Here is a 16028-nt window from a genome sequence, read left to right on the forward strand (position 1 = left end):
TTCATCTTCATCTCCTTATTCCCTTTTTAAATAGAAGCAGCTTATTTCCGAAAGGCAGCATTTCCAGCTCTTCTTCAGTAAAGGTATTACCCCGTATAACAATAAACAAATATACAACCGCTCCAATAACTACCGCACTTAATGCTTGAATGCCGGCGGAGATTCTTTCATTGCTATAACTATCATACAGCCCGTTTGTTACTTTTAAGTAATAGGTTAATAACAAAACCATAACCGCTGCTGCAATAAAAATCACAAATAAAAATCTTATTGAGATAAACGGACCTTTTACATGCCGTCTAAGCTTGATTAGCAATAACACAAGAATCATGCACAATGTGATGCAAGAAGCTGTTGCGGCACCAGTCAAACCGTAGACAGGTACATAGATGGTGTTTAATACATATTTTAAACCGCAGCCTAAAAGGATGAGCACCGCTGAAAAAAACGGATAACCTAAACCTTGTAATACAGCTGTTACAGTAATAATTAATGAACTTAGTAAAATAAGGATACTTAAGATAGCTAATACATCTGAACCCTTTCCATTTTCAAATAGCATCCTATTGGTTGGCTCTATAATAGACCACAGACCAGCAGTAGCTGCTACACTAATCATGATACTAATACGCAGAATCAAGTTGATTTTTGCATTTAAAGTATTTGACTGGTTCATCTGCTCCTTTGTAATTAATGGCACTAGCGAAAGTGCCATTGAAGTAGCAATCACAGATCCAAGTTGTATAAGAGGCTGACCTCTATCATACACACCCTTCAACTCTTTCGCTTCCAGCTCACCAAAGCCTGAGGCGACTAATAACGAATATAAATTAAGGGAGTCAGCCAGCTGAATAAAGATGAGTAATAAGCTGCTCACACAAATGGCAAATCCTTGGGTCAGAAGCGCTTTAGCAATTAACCAGCTGCCTTGGCGCCGCATCCTTATTTGGATTGGCAAACCGGCACGGCTCTTAATAATAAACAGCACCAAAATGAATAAAGCGGTAAATCCCCCAACAAATGCGCCATAATATGCGCCGCCGCTTACGTCATATAATGAGTAGCCCTGCTTTGTGAGGAATAGGGCAGCACCTAAAATAACCGCCACTCTGACAAGCTGCTCTGCTACTTGAGAAACAGCGGTGGGAATCATATTCGCTTTTCCTTGAAAATATCCTCTTAATAAAGAAAGAATAGGGAGAATGAGAAAACTGTATGAAGCAACCTGCAGCGGTTTGGCAAGAGCTGGGTCATCCATTTTTACCGCAAGCCATTCAGCTCCGTAATACAAAGTGAAAAAACCAACAAAACCAACAATCATTAATATTGAGGCACCAATAGCAAATAGCTGTTTAATTCCTGATATACCGTACTTACTCTTCTGTTCAACATATAACTTCGAAATCACCACTGGAAATCCTGAAGTGGCCAGCACCAACGCAATGCCATAAAACGGATACACTTGCTGATATATGTAATAACCCACGTCCCCAACAATGTTTTGAAAAGGAACTCGATAGGTTGCACTTAATATTTTTATAAATATCGCCGCTGCCGTTAGGATCAGCGCACCTTTAAGTATGTCTTTTGAAGTATTGACAGAATCCAGCTCGCCTCCCCCTTTCATCCATAGTTATGCAGTCATAACCTTTATGTCCTCTTTTCGAATTGTATTATAGCATAATTATTATATGGTTAATATGTATGGAAAATGGCCATAAAAAAAGGCAGCATAGCCGCTGCCTTTTTAATATTTATGATTCCATTTGCCTAGCTAGAAAACCTGCTGCGGTCTCCACTGACTTTTGTTCTACTTCACCTAATGAATCTTCTTTTGCTAAAATTACAACGGCTCCGATTGGATCTCCATTCGCTACGATTGGACCAATCGTGTAGGATGATACAGATTCCGTGTTGCCATCAACAATTGAAATTTCACCTGATTGGGTAACGAGAACAGAGCTGCGATCTTCCATTGTTTTTTCTACAAGTTCGCTTATGCTCTTGTTTAAGTAATCCTTTTTGGAACCTCCTGCTACTGCGATATATGTATCTCTGTCGCAGATTAAGACCGGGTTGCCTAAGCTGTCATAAAGCGCTTCGGCGTACTCCTTGGCAAAGTCGCTTAGTTCACTTATAGGTGAATATTTCTTTAAGATGACTTCCCCATCACGGTCTACAAAAATCTCAAGAGGGTCTCCTTCACGAATTCGCAAAGTTCTGCGAATCTCCTTAGGAATGACTACACGACCCAAATCATCAATACGACGAACAATACCAGTTGCCTTCATTCAACGTTGCCTCACTTTCATCTGATGATTTTTAATCGAAAAGCTGAAAGCTTTTTCACTTAACCGGGTCAGACTTCTAGGACTATGCCCTTCAAAAACCCTCCCATGATCACTAAGCTCTCTCTTTAAAGTAGCAATGATATGGTTTCTGAAATCCCTTTGCTGATGAAACTAGGCTAAGCTTCGGTCATCACGCCCTCAATGTTATTTTGTAACAATAGCGCGATTTCCCTTCAGTAGCTTTTACTTTTCTTACGGCTATGATTCATTGGGAGATTATGAATGCATCGCCATGTTTGAACTTAGTATCTTTCATATGGAAAGTTATATGCACGTCCAAATATTTTTTTCTTGTAGGTGTGATTCATTCCAGAAAGGGATAAACATTCCAAAATAAGTGCTCTATCCTTGAATTACCCTAGTCTTGTGACAATAAACATTTCAATTATGACATTTAATTTACCATCATTTTACTGTTTTATCCTGTATTTTCTTTGCATCATTCATTCCCTTAATGAATTCAAATGCAATTTGCAACCACTCATGAGCAGGTACACCTTTTACATGAAGGACAGCCTTTAGTTTTTTTCCATCCATCCCAAGACCAATCATCCGGCCGTATTTACTGCTCAACTTAAATACTTTTTGACCGTCAATATCAGAACTGCCTTGCTCAGATAAAAGAACCAATACCTCTTCTTTTGATTGTTTAACGATTTCAACGCCTGCCATTTCACCATATACCTTCATTTCAGCGATTTTAAATAAGTAACCAACTTCATCCGGATAGTCGCCAAAGCGATCTATCATTTCATCCTGAAGTTCTTCAACATCTTCCAATGCTGCGACTCCTCTAAATCGTTTATACATTTCAATCTTCTGATGTCCATCTGAGATATACGCATCCGGGATGTATGCATCCACTTCGACATCGATTTCCATGCTTTCTTTCTTCGGTGTGCCATCAATTTTTTCTTTTCGTTCTTCAATCGCCTCTTTAAGCATTTGAGAATACAAATCAAAGCCAACCGAATCAATAAATCCATGCTGCTCTGCTCCGAGAAGATTACCTGCTCCGCGTATAGTTAAGTCACGCATCGCAATTTTAAAGCCAGAACCAAGTTCAGTAAATTCTTTAATCGCCTGTAATCGTTTCTCGGCGATTTCGGTTAATACTTTATCTTTTCTATAAGTGAAATAGGCATAAGCAACACGATTGGAACGCCCTACACGCCCTCTTAATTGATAAAGCTGTGACAATCCCATTTTATCCGCATCATGAACGATTAATGTATTTACGTTTGGTATGTCTACTCCCGTCTCAATAATCGTTGTACTGACTAAAACATCATACTCTCCCTCTAAAAATCCGAGCATGACACTTTCCAGTTCGTTTTCGCTCATTTGTCCGTGCGCATACGTGACCCGCGCATCCGGAACAATCATTGAGATTTCTTCAGCTTTGCGCTCTATGTCTTCCACTCTGTTATATAAGAAGTAGACTTGGCCATTTCGGGCTAATTCTCTCTCAATCGCCTCTCTCACCAATACCCCATTGTATTCCATCACATAGGTTTGCACAGGGAAACGATTTTCTGGCGGCGTTTCAATGACAGATAAATCCCTCACACCTAGCATTGACATGTGAAGCGTTCTCGGAATTGGTGTTGCTGTAAGAGTTAATACATCCACATTTGTTTTTAGCTGTTTAATTTTCTCTTTATGGGTTACGCCAAAGCGTTGCTCTTCATCGATAATTAATAATCCAAGATCACGATAACTTAAATCCTTTGATAGAATTCGGTGAGTACCTACCACTACATCAACTGTTCCAGCCTTTAAACCTTTAATCGTTTCTGACTGCTGCTTCTTTGTTCTAAAGCGGCTCAGCATGCCAATTTCCACCGGATAGTCTTGAAAACGCTCACGCATCGTTTCGAAATGCTGCTGGGCAAGAATGGTTGTAGGCACCAAGAAAGCAACCTGTTTTCCGTCTGCGATCGCTTTAAACACAGCTCTAATCGCCACTTCTGTTTTCCCATAGCCCACATCTCCACAAAGGAGACGATCCATCGGCCTTTCTCTTTCCATATCCTTTTTAATCTCGTTTATGGAACGGACTTGATCTTCTGTTTCCTGATAAGGGAAAGCTGCCTCAAAATCCCGCTGCATATCGCCATCAGGACTGAAAGCATAACCTTTTGACGCTTCCCTCTCAGCATAAAGCTTAATTAAATCATCAGCGATATCTTGAACGGAAGATTGAACCTTTTTCTTTACCCGTTTCCAATCGTTGCCGCCTAATTTATAAATTTTAGGCTCTTTTGATTCTGAACCTACATATTTCTGCACTAAATCAATTTGTTCAACAGGTACATATAATTGGTCGCTACCTTGATAGCGAATATTTAAATAATCCTTGTGCACTCCGTTGATTTCAAGCGTCTCTATCCCTAAATATTTACCAATACCATGATTAACATGAACAACATAATCACCAATTTTCAGCTCTGAATAGCTTTTAATTCTCTCTGCATTCGAAAGCTTTTGACGACGTGTTTTCTTTTTTGTCCGTTTATTAAACAACTCTTCCTCAGTGATTACAGCCAGCCTTTGGTTAGGTAATTCAAATCCTGTTTGCAAGCCGCCTTCCATGATTTGCACTCTTCCTTGTGCAAGCGATTGATCACTAACAGCAACCATACTGTCAATTTCATAGTCCTCCAACACGTTTTGCAGCTTTTGAACGCGCTCATCATCCACACCAAGAAAGACGACTGCATAATTGCCCTTTTTCCATCTTTCTAATTCAGATTTAAGCACATGCATTTGTCCGTGAAAATTTTGCATTGGCTTGCAAGATAGATTGATGATATTTTGCGGACTCGTATTAGGAACATGACGAAGAAACAAAGACATATACGTAATTGGATGCTTTGTTCGATGCAATAATTCTTTTAATGGATGAGATGTTTGCACATCATGTATAATCTTCCCTTCACCTAATAGGCTTGTATACCATTCGGCCTCCTCTTTCTCAAGAGAATCATTCATTTCTTGCACCCGGCTGATTTCATCAATAAAAACGAGCCCATTTTGCGGAAGATACTCTATTAAACTACTTCCGCCCTCGTAGGCTAATGATAAATATTTATATAACTGTTCGGGTTTATTGCCCATCTTTAATTGCTCAAGCTCGTAGCCAATATTTTGTGTTAAGCTCTGCTTCGCTTGATCATCTTTTAATTTTTTCAAGCTGGTGCCAAGACCTTTTTCAAGCTGATTAATTAATCTATCAAAGTGTTCAGCCTCCATCGGCGTCTCAGTTGCAGGGCCAATTAACACTTTATCTATTTTTTCTTTTGAACGCTGATCCTCTAATGAGAAATAACGAATAGAATCCACTTCTGTATCAAATAATTCAATCCGAATTGGATTCATTTCCGTTAACGGATAAATATCGATAATACCGCCACGCACACTGAATTCACCAGGAGAAGATACCATATCAACTCTCGTATATCCCATTTTGACAAACTTCTTTAGTTGATCCTCTGTTAAATCATCCCCGATTTTAACTAAGAGCTGGGTATTTCTCCACAAGTCAGATGGAGGCAGGATTTTGCGTAAACCAGCCATCGGCACAATCATAATACCTGATCGATGATTACTCCAATGATTTAATGCCTCAATCCGTTGTGACTTTAGCTCTGGACTGGCAATACTCAACTCTGCCGCAATTAATTCATTGGCAGGATATAGAAAAACCTCTTCCTCTCCTGTTAAATGAATCATATCGTCATATAATTTTTGTGCTTGTAAGAGATTATGTGTGGCAACGAGCATTGGCCTTTTTGATTGAGCATAGACCGATGCTAAAAATAATGTTCTTGCTGACCCTGTAAGCCCAGCAATCATTTGTTCCTTCAACCCTTCATCTATCCCCGACAAGACGGACATTACCTCGTCCTGCTGTGTAAAAATGCGTTTAAGCCCTAACATGCAGTGGTCCTCCTATTTAGAAAAGCTCAGGGCACCCGTCCTTTAGTTGACATATAAACTTCTAATAAGCCACAACTAGTTAAATGAAACTTCTTCAGTGTGTTAGTCCCATTCTACTGTCGCTATGTCTACGCTTCAATCAATCGCCAGTACGTAGCCAATTGGGTTAACTGAACGAAGATTAAGTTTCACTGTATCTCACCATTTTCACAGGCAGCTGCTTCTCCCACTTATCCTTTATGGGTTAAAGTGGGGGTCTTACTGTCCGTTCATGGGCGAGAAATGAAATTGATTTGCTGAAGTTTGATAGTTTATAGGTGCCGGAGCTATGCAATTATTGTTCAATCTAGTATTACTTTTAAAACAGCTGCAGCTCTTTTAAACACTCTAAGCTCCCCAAACTTTTCAGACTTAGGAAGCTTTTTTTCATTAGAGCTGTATTCGCAAGTTTTTATAATATATTAACTATTCGTGCTGCCATGCAAAAGTACCTTCTCTATCCACATAAGCTTTTTTTCCTGACTCAGAGCAAACTGGATAGGTATTTTCAGCCATCTTATGTGAAATAGAAAAACGCTTTGGATAACTGTCCAAAGCTTTTTAGTGAATAAGAAAATCCTGTTGATGAAAATCAGGATTGCGCTCTAGCGATTCTTGACAATCTTCACAGATTGCCTTCACACTCATATCACCAGATGTATCATAAGATATCATGTCATGCCGTTCTTCATCATTTAATTTATGAAAGCCTAGTTGTTCAGTATGAACAGATTTTTCTTCAAGCGTACCTAATTTAGTGCCGCAGTGGCGGCAAAAATAATGGATCGCCAAGCAATCACTCCCTAACCTGATTCAATCATATTGCTATTATTGACTCATAGCAGGAAGGTTATTCATCATCATAAAACTCATAAAGGCTCTTTATATTAATTATATATGAAAAATTATTGATTATATACATTCATTACTTGTAAAAATGGTGAATCCAGCCATTCTTCACAAGCTTCTGTACATTTTTTAACAATTTCTTTCAGTTCTCCCTGCTCTTCAGCTGTAAATTTCCCGAGAACATAATCCGGCACCTTCATACCGCTAGGAGGCCGGTCTATTCCTACACGAATGCGGTTAAACTCCTGAGTGCCTGTATGGGCAATCGTTGACTTAATACCGTTATGACCGCCTGCGCTGCCTTTTTGGCGAAGTCTGATTCTTCCTACTGGTAAATCCAAATCATCATAAATGACGACTAAGTCCTCAATATCAATATGATAATAATCCATTAGAGGTCTAATAGACTCACCGGATAAATTCATATAAGTAAGTGGCTTTAAAAGAAAAACTTTTTCGCCTTTTATATGGCCCATTCCATACATACCCTTAAACTTTGATTGATTTAATGGAATGCTCCACTTTTCCGAAAGTGCATCAATTACTTCAAAACCAATATTATGTCTTGTGCGATCGTATGGTTTACCAGGATTCCCTAATCCAACAAACAACTTCATACTTCTTCAACCCCTTATAAAATGTGGAAGAGGCCTTTCTCTATAGCATGGAGGTCCAAAGGCGCTTTTATTGTCCAAATGCAGCCACGTCCTGCGGGCCTCGAGCTTAAGATACATTGAAAATAGAAGAGGTATAGAACACCTTTTATTTTCAATGTATCTTAAGTCCCCAAAGGGCTTGGAGCGGTAGGTTGACAAAAAACAAGGGCTGACCTTCTTTAATTATCGGTCGGCCCTGCATTTTTAAAGTTAAAATGACCTTTATGCTTACTCAGCTTTTGTCTCTCGTCCTTCTTCTTGATCAGGTGTACCAGCTTCCTGCTCTTCACCACTATTGATTTCCTCTTCAACTTTTGGTGGAAGAATAGATACGAGTACCTCTTCCTCATCATGATTAATTTTTATTGATACTATATTTGTCAAATCAGCTATTGTCAAGTTTTCATTCACTTGAAGATTGGATATATCAACATCAATTGATTGTGGAATATTATCTGGTGTTCCTGTCACGGAGACTTCATGCAAGATTTGTTGCATTACTCCGCCATCCTTTACTCCAGGCGATACACCTACAAGATTGACTCGTACATCCGCTGTCAATTCTGTTGTTTTATCTACTGATAGGAAATCAGCGTGAATCATATTGTTCTTTAAAGGATCTGCTTGATAATCAGTAAGAACAACATCTACTTTTTTCCCATCTAAATCTAAGGAAAAAACGCCATTTCTTCCTACTTCCTTTATTGTTTTTATAAGATCCGCCTCATTGAAGAAAATAGGTTTACTTTCCATTTTTGTCCCGTATACTACAGCTGGAACATTCCCTTCTTGACGAATCTGTGTCAAAAATGAATGACGAAATTCTTTTCTTTCCTGCGCTTGCAATACAGTAGCCATAATTATGACCCCTTTCTTTTTTAAGGCTCTTTAATAGAAAATTCCCTAAATGTAAGAAAGATAAACATCATATTATAAAAAAACAGGAAAAGAATCAGGTTTTAGAGAAACGCTTTTCAAAAAATAAAAATGATAGGTTTGGGATTCTCCAAGGCTTATCACTCGCTTTTTAGCGGAGCGAGCGTCGATCCACTTCCGTCGCAACACACCTTTAGTGTCTCGGCTGTCTCGCTACTCTGAGCAGGAGTCGAGCGGATAGCTTTCCGAATCCAACTAATTTTTTTATTTACCCTTTTTCAACACTCTGAAATATATATTCTTCTCGTCTCTTTTCAAAGGAAGACTTGCTAAATTAGCAAGTCTTCCTTTTTTATATCATTTTTGATGTATTAATCAAACAATACGCTTACTGATTGCTCTTCATGTACGCGAATGATCGCTTCGCCAATAAGAGGAGCTACAGATAACTCAACAATTTTATCTGTTTTCTTTTCCTCTGCTAGAACGATGGAGTTCGTTACGACTAGCTCTTTAATTTGAGAGTTTTCAATTCTTTCGATTGCAGGGCCTGAAAGCACAGGATGCGTACAGCATGCATATACCTCAGCTGCGCCATTTTCAACCAATGCATTCGCGGCTAATGTAATTGTACCTGCTGTATCAATAATATCATCAATTAAGATAGCAATCTTGCCTTCGATATTACCTACAATGTTCATAACTTCCGCCACATTTGGTCGTGGACGGCGTTTATCGATGATAGCGATTGGCGCTTTTAATTGATCAGCCATTTTACGCGCTCTTGTAACACCTCCGTGGTCAGGTGAAACGACAACAATATCTCCTTCGACCCTATCTTTAAAGTACTCGGAAAGAATAGGCACACCCATTAAGTGGTCGATCGGAATGTCAAAGAAACCTTGGATTTGCGGCGCATGCAAGTCAAGAGTGATTACGCGTGTTGCACCAGCAGTCTCAAGCAAGTTAGCTGCTAATTTAGCTGTGATCGGTTCACGCGCACGGGCTTTACGGTCTTGACGCGCATAGCCATAATACGGCATAACGATATTAATTGTTTTCGCAGATGCACGCTTTAATGCATCAATCATGATTAACAACTCCATTAAATGTTCATTTACTGGATTGCTAGTTGATTGAATAACATACACATCACATCCGCGGATACTTTCTTCGATATTGATTTGGATTTCTCCGTCACTAAAACGAGTGACAGAACACTTCCCTAATTCTACGCCGATAAATTTAGCGATTTCACTAGCTAAACCTCTGTTTGAATTTAAACTAAATACTTTTAAATTTGGATCTAAATACTGATTTGACATGATGCGCCTCCATAGATTTTATTTCTTATTTAACTTTTCCACGTAGTCTTCTTTGTTCACTTGTCGTGCACGGGCAATCGAAAGGGCATTGCCAGGTACATCTTCCGTAATGGTAGAACCTGCAGCAATGTATGCGCCTTCTCCAATCGTAACTGGTGCAACAAGATTTGAGTTGCAGCCGACAAATACACCATCTTCAATTTTTGTTAAATATTTATTTTTACCATCGTAGTTAACTGTAATAGAACCGCAGCCTAAGTTTACATCTTTGCCTACTTCTGCATCTCCAATATAACTTAGATGAGAAGCTTTACTGCCTTTTCCAAAAACGGCCTTTTTCACCTCAACAAAGTTGCCAATCTTCACTTCATCATGAATATTTGTTTGAGGACGAATATGTGCAAACGGTCCAATATTAACAGAAGCTCCAATCTGACTGTCATGGGCTGCTGATTGACGAATAACAGTGCCATCACCAACTGAGCATTCCTCAATTTGCGTGTTCGGGCCAATAATGCACTCAGATCCTATTTGTGTCTTGCCTGAGAGCATCGTTCCTGGATGAAGAACTGTATCCATGCCGATCTTTACATCAGGTCCAATATAAGTATTTAATGGGTCAATGATTGTTACACCGTTTCTCATATGCGTTTCATTAATCCGTTTTTTCATAAAGGCCTCTGCTTGTGACAATGCCACACGGTCATTTACACCTAAGGTTTCCTCGAAGTCTGCTGTTTGATACGCTGAAACAACTTCTCCTTCACCTTTTAATATTTCAATTACATCGGGTAAATAGTATTCACCTTGAACATTATCATTTGATACTTTCTTCAAAGCTTGAAACAATGCCTGATTATCAAAGCAGTAAGTACCAGTATTTATTTCCTTAATCATGCGCTCTTTATCTGTTGCGTCTTTATGTTCAACAATCTTTTCAACCAAGCCATTTTGATTACGGACTACTCTTCCGTATCCAGCTGGCTGATCCGTCCATGCCGTTAAAACAGTTGCTTTTGCAGATTGTTCATCATGATGCTTAAAAAGCGCTTCCATCGTTTCTGATTGAATCAACGGTGTATCGCCGCAAACAACGATGGTGACACCTTCCTTACCCTCTAAATAATCCTTAGCTTGCATGACAGCATGAGCGGTTCCAAGCTGCTCCTCTTGAAGGGCATACACGCTACTTTCACCGAGCTGTGATTTTACTAAATCGGCCCCATGTCCAATGATGGTGACGACCTTTTCCATTTTAAGCTTAGAAACTTGATCTAAAACATGTTGCACCATTGGCTTTCCACATACAGGGTGCAGAACTTTATATAGCTTAGACTTCATTCTTGTTCCCTGTCCGGCAGCTAAAATGACCGCAAATCGATTAGACATTCCGAGTCCTCCAATTAACCTTTTTATCCACTAAAAAATATATCTTAAATATGGCATTATTTCAAGGAAACAAAGCAAAGTACATATTTTTGTCAATTCAAAGATTGTTATTTTTGATGAAAAAAATTGTAAATGAGGATATAAATTCTAGAAGAATGGGTATAGTAACACATCTGCTATTGCGGATATACAATAAAAGAGAGCCCGCACTTATGTACAGGCTCCTACTGCTTGTCTATTTTTTACGAAGCACCTGCTTCTTCAAATTCTACTTCTAACTCTCCTAATCGATGGTACTCTGCTAGTACAGCCTCTTGGATTTTACCGCGAGTCCCGGAATTAATCGGATGGGCAATATCTCTAAACTCTCCATCCGGAGTGCGCTTACTTGGCATCGCAACAAACAACCCGTTGTTCCCATCAATCACGCGAATATCATGAACAACAAATTCCTGATCCAAAGTAATAGATGCAATCGCCCTCATGCGTCCATCCGTATTAACGCGGCGTAATCTTACGTCAGTTACTTCCATTCTGTTCACCACCTTTTCCAGAAGATAAAATCCTAAATTATACAATTCCACACACACTTTAAATCTCCTTCTTCAAAATCAAAAATATTTCGGAATTTTAGGTCAAATGTATGGTGTTGTCACAAAATGCTCTAGGTGTGGTTAGTAAGACAGGAACCTTGACTAAGACAAGCCTACTAATAAGCTAGGCACAGTTCAATAGAATTGGATTAAGGAGGGACTTTTGTGGTGTGTTGATGATTTAATAATAAAAAAACGCCCGTATTATTTCACGAGCGCAATGACTTCAATTTCAATTTTTACATCTTTAGGCAATCTCGCCACTTCCACGCAAGAACGTGCCGGTTTATGAGTATCGAAATACTCTCCATAAACCTCATTTACAAGAGCAAAATCATTCATATCTTTTATAAATACTGTTGTTTTGATTACTGTTTCAAGCGATGCACCAGCTTCTTTTAATACCGCTTGCAAATTTTTAAATACTTGGTGCGTTTGTGCCTTTACATCACCCTCGATTAAATCCCCGCTTGCTGTAAGTGGGATCTGGCCAGAGCTGTAAAACATATTATTGACAATCAATCCTTGTGAGTATGGTCCGATTGCTGCTGGAGCTTCATTTGTTTGAACTACCTTCATCAACGTTCCCTCCTAATTAACTGTTCTGGTAAAGTAATTGCCTTCTGTCACATTTATGCGTTTCTCTTTCACATCAACATCTGATAATTGTACAAGAGACAAGTATTCATCTACTAACCGTTCATCTGATTTCTCAGACTCCACGAGTACAGCAATACCAGCAAGCTTGGCTTTAAACTCATCAAGCATGCTGATCATACCGTTTACCGTTCCGCCGGCTTTCATAAAGTCATCAACAATTAAAACGTTTGAACCCTCATCTAAACTTCTTTTAGAAAGAACCATTGTCTGAATTCTTTTCGCCGACCCTGATACATAGTTAATACTGACTGTGGAGCCTTCTGTTACTCTGCTATCTCTACGTGCAATCACAACAGGTACGTTCAAATAGTTTGCAACTGCATAGGCAAGAGCGATTCCTTTTGTCGCAACTGTCATTACCACATCAATCTCTTTATCTGCGAAGGCAGAAGCAAATAGACGTCCACATTTTTGCACAATCATTGGATCGCCCAATATATCCGTCATATAAAGATAGCCGCCAGGTAAAAGCCTGTCAGGACTAGCAATTAATTCGCAAAGATCTGCAATAATTGGTGCTGCATCCTCTTCCCTTACCCTCACCTGATACCTTACCCCACCTGCTGCTCCAGGAACCGTTTGCAATGTCCCTATTCCACGATGCTCAAAGGTTTCTTTAATAATCGCCAAGTCTTCGCTGATCGAGGACTTAGCTGACCCATATCTTTCTGAGAAAAAGGTCAAGGATACCAATTGACGCGGGTGTTCTAATAAATAATTTGTCATATCTATTAAACGCTCGCTTCTACGAAACTTCATGATTGGAACCCCCTTATTAAATCCGAATAATTTAAGCTTAATATATCACCAACATACGGATTTAATCAAGTCTGTGTCTCTCACCTAACATACGTACAGCAAAAACCTGGTCACAGAATCCCCTAAGTCCATTATATATTCGATGCATTCTGGAATCATGATGTACAAGGCCGAAGACCGTTGGACCACTTCCGCTCATTAGCACCGCATCTGCTCCGAATCTTTTCATTTGCTCTTTAATTTGATTTACCTCAGGATGCATTTTTAAAGTAACATCCTCTAACACATTCGCCAAATGACGGCATACAAGTCCGTAGTCGCTTGTATGAATCGCTTGAATCATCTCTTTCGTATTCGGATGCTTCAATCCATTTAGATTCAACTTTCGATAAACATCTGCTGTTGACACACCAATAAATGGCTTGGCTAAAATAACCCAGCAAGTTGGCGGCGCAGGAAGCGGTTGAATCATTTCTCCTCTTCCGGTAGCTAATGCTGTCCCGCCATAAACACAGAATGATACGTCTGAACCAATTTCTGCACCGATCTCAGCTAATTCGTCCAAAGTGAGGCCTAGGCCCCACAGCTTATTTAATCCTCTTAAGGCAGCCGCTGCATCACTGCTTCCTCCAGCCAATCCTGCTGCTACTGGGATAACCTTCTCAATTGCAATACTTACACCTTTGTTTACATTAAAGCGCTCTTTTAATAATACCGCTGCTTGATAGGCAAGATTCCTATGATCATCCGGTACAAAGCGGTTATGTGAAACGATTTTAATTTCATTTGTTTCTAATAATGTCAATTCGAGGCGATCTGCTAAATCAATGGTTGTCATAATCATTTCTACCTCATGATAACCGTCATCCCGCTTGCCCAGGACATCCAATGATAAATTGATTTTAGCAGGAGCCTTAACTAAAAGCTTCAAAATCTCCACCCACTTTACAAAATTCAACGACTCCATTTTTTGTCCTATTTTACCACAAAACTATAAAAGTAAGACCTCTTAGGTAATATTATTCAATATTAAGATTAGTTTTCACCGAAAAGTGGAGGCAACTGGTCAGCTCCTACAAGCATAAGATGAATCAAACTGGAGGTCGTTATTAAACTCTAGGTTGATTTAGCTTATGACCTCAAGGGGCTAGGCGCGGGAGCTGGACAACACTGAAAAGCGCGATGGGGCTTGCCTAATACACCTGCACCAGTTAGCAACATACGAAAGTGAGAAATGTTGCGCTGGTCTGGCATTGGGAGCTAGAACTGCACAGAGGGCTTATTTCATGCATCCTCTACTAAACTAATCGCCATGACTTAGCTAGAGGGAATTAGATTGTTTTATTCGGTTCACTAACTTTACATTCGGTTTATTGGTTTATTCCTTTAAGCATCTCCTATTTCTCTACCTTCATGCGAATAAATCGCTTTTCTTCACCGGAACAACTCCTTTTTCTCTACCTTCATGCGAATAAATCGCTTTTCTTCACCGGAACAACTCCTTTTTCTCTCCCTTCATGTGAATAAATCGCTTTTCTTCACCGGAACGACTCCTTTTTCTCTCCCTTCATGCGAATAAATCGCTTTTCTTCACCGGAACAACTCTTCCGAAAATCTCCCACAATCACCGACCTCAGCTCATGCCTTAGCCTGAATTTCAACGAGGTACCGGCACCGCGTCCCCTAATGAAATAAAAAAGCCGAAGCGCATGGCTCCGGCTTTAAGCAGTGATAGACTATTGTTTATATTTAGTTTAACTACGGTTTTGCAGATTTTGTTGTGCGATTTCTACCGCACGTTTGACCATATTTCCTGCGTCTTTGGCGGTAATGCCGCCCCAGCCGTCTTTTTCGACGACATTATAAAAACCTAGTTCTTTTGCTATTTCCTCTTTTAGTCTCTGTGACATGATGCCTTTATTCCTGCCCATCATTACCCACTCCTTTTCACCGCTTACGTTTATTATGGCAATGCGGGTCAAAATCATCCGTTCACTATGAGCAAAAACAGATTTTCCAGTGTGGTAAATTCCCTCTCTAGACAACTTGCTTTTCCAAAGGGTATGAAACCGGTTTTTCCGAACTGTCACACCCTCTGCATCAATCATCAGCACCAAGAGCTTGAACATAGCTATAAAAATACAAAAAAGCAGCAAACAAGTGTCTGCTACTTTCTTCGAGGTTATATAATTCAGCTTAAAGCAACATGTCCTGATGTGTCTTCATAGAAGGTAATTTGAACCGTTTCCGTTAAAACATCCGCATAGCTGTAAGATACGCGTTCAAACGCATTTTCATCCTGATCTAATTCAATGACAAATACAGATGGATAGGTTTCAGCTAAAACGCCTGAGCGTTCAATCGTCTTTCTGCGTCCGCCATTAGCCTTGAGCAAGAGCCTTTTACCAAGATTTGAATCAAGAGCTTTTTTAATATCCGATAATGTTTTTCCCATTCGGTCCACCTCACTATGTAAAGTATAACACGCTGACACAAAATAGTCAAATAAAAATATAAATTATAACAGGAATCAAATATGATTTCAATATATTTTCATCTACTTTTTCTGCTATTTTTCAACATTCTTAT

14 protein-coding genes are annotated in these 16028 nt (G+C 39.4%); all 14 read right to left on the reverse strand.

Annotation, left to right across the window (positions count from 1 at the left end; all coding sequences use genetic code 11):
• Window positions 1-7 precede the first annotated feature (7 nt).
• On the reverse strand, window positions 8-1627 hold the full coding sequence (locus CWS20_RS18285; RefSeq protein WP_066192103.1) for a putative polysaccharide biosynthesis protein: 1620 nt from the start codon (window positions 1625-1627) through the stop codon (window positions 8-10).
• Window positions 1628-1754: 127 nt separating this feature from the next.
• Window positions 1755-2291, reverse strand: coding sequence for a stage V sporulation protein T (spoVT, locus tag CWS20_RS18290; RefSeq protein WP_066192102.1), 537 nt, complete (start codon window positions 2289-2291; stop codon window positions 1755-1757).
• Between the two features lie 465 nt (window positions 2292-2756).
• Entirely contained in the window at window positions 2757-6293 is a 3537-nt protein-coding gene (mfd, locus tag CWS20_RS18295) for a transcription-repair coupling factor (RefSeq protein WP_066192101.1), read from the reverse strand.
• Between the two features lie 600 nt (window positions 6294-6893).
• Window positions 6894-7124 carry an anti-sigma-F factor Fin gene (gene fin / locus CWS20_RS18300; protein ID WP_066192100.1) on the reverse strand — a complete coding sequence of 77 codons (231 nt, stop codon included), beginning with the start codon at window positions 7122-7124 and terminating at the stop codon, window positions 6894-6896.
• Between the two features lie 113 nt (window positions 7125-7237).
• On the reverse strand, window positions 7238-7798 hold the full coding sequence (gene pth, locus CWS20_RS18305) for an aminoacyl-tRNA hydrolase (RefSeq protein WP_066192099.1): 561 nt from the start codon (window positions 7796-7798) through the stop codon (window positions 7238-7240).
• A gap of 267 nt (window positions 7799-8065) precedes the next feature.
• Window positions 8066-8695, reverse strand: coding sequence for a 50S ribosomal protein L25/general stress protein Ctc (locus tag CWS20_RS18310; RefSeq protein ID WP_066192098.1), 630 nt, complete (start codon window positions 8693-8695; stop codon window positions 8066-8068).
• A 389-nt stretch (window positions 8696-9084) separates the two neighbouring features.
• On the reverse strand, window positions 9085-10038 hold the full coding sequence (locus CWS20_RS18315) for a ribose-phosphate diphosphokinase (RefSeq protein ID WP_066192097.1): 954 nt from the start codon (window positions 10036-10038) through the stop codon (window positions 9085-9087).
• Between the two features lie 18 nt (window positions 10039-10056).
• Window positions 10057-11427 (reverse strand): bifunctional UDP-N-acetylglucosamine diphosphorylase/glucosamine-1-phosphate N-acetyltransferase GlmU, encoded by a 1371-nt coding sequence (gene glmU, locus CWS20_RS18320; protein ID WP_066192096.1) that lies wholly within the window; start codon window positions 11425-11427, stop codon window positions 10057-10059.
• 242 nt (window positions 11428-11669) lie between these two features.
• Window positions 11670-11960 (reverse strand): septation regulator SpoVG, encoded by a 291-nt coding sequence (gene spoVG, locus CWS20_RS18325; RefSeq protein ID WP_066192095.1) that lies wholly within the window; start codon window positions 11958-11960, stop codon window positions 11670-11672.
• A 264-nt stretch (window positions 11961-12224) separates the two neighbouring features.
• On the reverse strand, window positions 12225-12599 hold the full coding sequence (locus tag CWS20_RS18330; protein WP_066192094.1) for a RidA family protein: 375 nt from the start codon (window positions 12597-12599) through the stop codon (window positions 12225-12227).
• 12 nt (window positions 12600-12611) lie between these two features.
• On the reverse strand, window positions 12612-13439 hold the full coding sequence (gene purR, locus CWS20_RS18335) for a pur operon repressor (RefSeq protein WP_066192093.1): 828 nt from the start codon (window positions 13437-13439) through the stop codon (window positions 12612-12614).
• 61 nt (window positions 13440-13500) lie between these two features.
• Window positions 13501-14370: a 4-(cytidine 5'-diphospho)-2-C-methyl-D-erythritol kinase gene (gene ispE / locus CWS20_RS18340; RefSeq protein WP_066192092.1), complete on the reverse strand. Its 870-nt coding sequence runs from the start codon at window positions 14368-14370 to the stop codon at window positions 13501-13503.
• An 823-nt stretch (window positions 14371-15193) separates the two neighbouring features.
• Window positions 15194-15370 carry a small, acid-soluble spore protein, alpha/beta type gene (locus CWS20_RS18345; RefSeq protein ID WP_066194134.1) on the reverse strand — a complete coding sequence of 59 codons (177 nt, stop codon included), beginning with the start codon at window positions 15368-15370 and terminating at the stop codon, window positions 15194-15196.
• A 260-nt stretch (window positions 15371-15630) separates the two neighbouring features.
• Entirely contained in the window at window positions 15631-15894 is a 264-nt protein-coding gene (gene veg / locus CWS20_RS18350; protein WP_066192091.1) for a biofilm formation stimulator Veg, read from the reverse strand.
• Window positions 15895-16028 lie beyond the last annotated feature (134 nt).

Source organism: Cytobacillus horneckiae (assembly GCF_002835735.1).
GTDB lineage: Bacteria > Bacillota > Bacilli > Bacillales > Cytobacillaceae > Cytobacillus > Cytobacillus horneckiae.